This is a genomic window from Brochothrix sp. (genome assembly GCF_017549435.1).
Lineage (GTDB): Bacteria > Bacillota > Bacilli > Lactobacillales > Listeriaceae > Brochothrix > Brochothrix thermosphacta.
Genome location: NZ_JAFYUW010000128.1, coordinates 1 through 3,918 on the forward strand (window position 1 = coordinate 1; position 3,918 = coordinate 3,918).

2 protein-coding genes are annotated in these 3,918 nt (G+C 35.5%); both read left to right on the forward strand.

The genetic code is table 11. From position 1 onward, the window contains the following. Positions 1-578: 578 nt before the first annotated feature. Entirely contained in the window at positions 579-2,219 is a 1,641-nt protein-coding gene (locus tag IKV95_RS08795; RefSeq protein ID WP_287451680.1) for an adhesive domain-containing protein, read from the forward strand. An 86-nt stretch (positions 2,220-2,305) separates the two neighbouring features. Continuing rightward, positions 2,306-3,918: glycoside hydrolase family 88 protein (locus IKV95_RS08800; protein WP_287451681.1), on the forward strand; the 1,613-nt coding region annotated here is incomplete at its 3' end.

A 3,918-nucleotide genomic window follows, 5' to 3' on the forward strand; every position in this document is an offset into this window, starting at 1 on the left:
ATTAGCATTAAAAGAGTTCATTAAAAATTAACCATAAACAATATAAGAAGCTAGAGACGTTTATTGACAACGTTTCTAGCTTTTTTGAATGGATAAATAATAAATCTATCGATAGTAGTCTGTTACACATAATTTGTTTCAATTCAATTTGATTTAGAAGTAGTGCACTTCGCTTTTCAGTTTGGACTTTTTTCGATAAGGCTAAAAATCAAGTGAATGAATAGAGGGTTTGGAAAAGTATTTAAAATAGAGGTTCGTTTTATACAAAAAGGTATTATGAAAATAATTTTATATTTAAATTTTTTATTGATATAAAAATATATTTTCGAATTAACTAGTTAAAAATAGATTTATTAATATAGGTAATATTACTTATATGAATCCAAAGTATCAACACAATTGCGTGTGGTCTATACAGACTACTGTTTGTTTAATTTAAGGGTAAATATACCTTTACTTGCATAGTGTAAAAAACATGAGCATTTAACAGAAAATTCTGTTGAATGATGTTATACTAACTTTAGTTGCTGATAAATACACCTGTTTTTAGCAATTAATACGGTATTGGGGGAATTAATTTGAAAAAAGCGAAGCAATTTGATTTCAAGAAAAGATTAGAGACCAAACGTAAGATTAAACTTAAGCATGTTGCAACTGCACTGCTTTCATTAGGACTAATTACATCTCCACTAACTATTGAATTTGGTGAAAAGTTATCATTCGATTATCATTCAGTAGATGCAGCTTCATTAGCAGAAGTTAACCTACTATCAAATACAACAGTTACTTCAAGTGCTGTTGCGGGACAAGAAAATACATATAACCTTTCAATGCAAGGTACAGCGTTAGCAAATCTGGAAGTATTGGGGCCAGATCGCGTTGCATTGTTTAAAGTTAATTTAGAAGATATACCAGAACAATTAAGAGACCAAGTTGAAATCACAGCCGATGGTGCTCATGTTCGCGTTGAATTATTACCAGTTACAATGCAAGATTTACCTGTTTTATCAGGTGTAATCGGTGGACTTACTGGCACAATTACATCGACAGTAGCAACTGTTACAAAGACAGTTGATGCCTTATTGGATAACGCGTTACTTAGTCCTTTTGTGCAAGTTAAAGGTGTAGACGAATTATCTGGAGCATTGGCAGCTTTGAATAATATCGATTCTGCATTGAGTCAATTACTTGCTTACGATGCAGATTTTCCAGTAACAGTAGGTCCTAATGGCGAATTAATTGTCGATTTTACTGATGGTATTGGTCAGCATTTAGAAGGTGCAATTAATGATGTTGTTATCCAAACATTACAAAACGTAGTAACGGCACTTAATGGTATCGAGCTGAAGTTACTTCCTGGAGCAGAAAATGTACCGCTTCTTGGTTCGTTGGTTAGAACATTAAATGAAACTATTAATGCGACATTGGGTGTTGTAAAGACGACTGCAGGTGAAGTTACAAACGTAATTAATCGAATTGCTAACGGTGGCATTGATTTAGCAACTGATTTAGCAAGTGCGCAAGTTTTAGGCGCAGTTAAGATTGATGTTAATAATGTCAAAATAAAAACACCAGAAGCACCAACGAACTCTGGGCTGGGTGGAACCTATCCAGTTTCAGTGTCAGGTGCTGCGGTTGGAACAAAAGTTATTGATCTTCAATTACTTGCTTCATTGGAAGATGCAACTTCTGTTGACATAGTTATCCAACCAGCAATCGATGAAGGTGATGCTGATGCGGATGCCGATGCCGATGCTGACGCTGATGCCGACGCTGATGCCGACGCTGATGCCGATGCCGACGCCGATGCTGACGCCGATGCTGATGGAGATGGTGGTCCAAAGACCCCAGGTGATTCTGATGCGGATGCGGATTCTGATGCGGATGCCGACGCTGATGCTGATGCCGATGCAGATGCAGACGGTAACGGTTCTGGTGTGATTGATTTAGGTCTAGGTGGTTCTGATGGTTCAAATGGGCCTGGTGGAACAAATGGCCTTGGTGGAACAAATGTTGGTACGACAGGTAACAGTACAGGAGGTATCAATACTGATAATGGAATCAGTGCAGGTCCTTCAAGTATTACTACAGGTCAAGCATTACCAAATACGGCAACAAATACATTCAATAAAGGTCTAGCTGGAATGGCAGCAGTATTTGCTGGTTTAGCAGGGTTGGTATTTGGTCGACGTAACCGTAACAAAGAGGAAACAAAATAAGTAAACATTAAGCCGGAGCCTATATTGAGGAATCAATATAGGCTTATATAACAAAACATAAAAATAGTGGGGTAGGGTGATGAGAGATGGAAAAAATGACAAACTTACAGCAATTTAAAACAGCAGTTGAGCGTTTCCAAACAAACAAGAGATCACAATCGATAAAAGAATTATTGCCGCCAGTCATAGGAAATCAGTCGAAATACATCGTTTTTTTATCAATTGGCCAACATAATCAACGCGCAAAAGTTTTCCATCATGTCTCGGAACAATCATATGAAAAAGCACAGGAGCGCGTCATGGATAAAGCATTTAAGTGGTTGCTGAAATACCAACCGAATTTCACATTTGTAAAACTTGACTACGTGACGAATGTTGAAGAAACGACCCTTTTAAAACTACAGACTAAAATAGCTAAGTATCGAAAAAATTATTTTAGAAAAGGCATCGCATTTGATAGTGATTTTTCATTATCTTTTTTGGAACAAGAAGTGAATGGTAATGCTTTTATTCGTGAGGCTAAGAATGGTGTGATGGGAATTGACGAGTTAAACATTCGTCACTATTTAAAAGTTAATCGTTATAAAGTTTTTAATTTTACTGTGAATGCTTACGCTCAAAAAAATATATACCTATTTGACACACAGGGATATTTTTTTGATGTTACTGAAAATCGTAAGTGGACAGAGCTATACAGTGGTGGTCTAGCCAACGGCATTCGAAAAGCGCCTAATTTAAAACGTGAAATTGAGCAAATCACTAAAAAGTCAACATTATTTTTAGAACAAGAAATTACATCTTCTGGAAAATTTAACTATGGTTATTTCTCGGCGTTTGATAAGAAAATCGGTACCTATAATATACTAAGACACTCGAGTTCACTATACTCTATGCTGGAAGGTTATGAAGTTATCGGTGATAAAAAAATATTAGCCTCAGCTAAAAAAAGCATTGATTATTTAATTAGCGCATCACTTGTTTATCGACATGAGGAAACAGCCTATATTGTTGATAAAGCGAATGCTGATGAAATAAAATTGGGGTCAAATGCAACAGCCATCTTGGCAATCACTAAGTACACAGAGGTGTCACAAGATAAATCCTATATAGCTTATGCTCAACATTTAGCCAATGGTATTTTAGAAATGAGAAATAAAGAAGATGGACATTATACTCACGTGTTACAATATCCAACATTTGATGTGAAAGATAAGTTTCGAATTATTTATTATGAAGGTGAAGCCGTTTTTTCTTTATTACGTCTGTATCAAATTGACAATGATAAAAAATGGCTAGATGAAGTGGTTGATTATTTCGAAATATTCATAGCGGAAGACTACTGGAAACATCATGATCATTGGTTAAGTTATGCCGTGAATGAATTGACTGATTATATTTCAGATGACAAGTACTATCAATTTGGATTGAAAAACTGTGCTGATAAGTTAGATTTTATGTACCATCGAGAAACCACATTCCCAACATTTTTAGAATTAACAATGGCAGCATATAAAATGTTACGCAAAATTAAAGCAGAAAATAAAGACTACCTACTCACTGATTTTGATGAAACGTTATTAATTCAAACAATTGATAAACGCGCAGAGTATCAACGTGTCGGTTTTATGTACCCTGAATTGGCAATGTATTTTAAAACACCTGAAACAGTGTTAAATGGATTCTTCATTCGTCATCATTC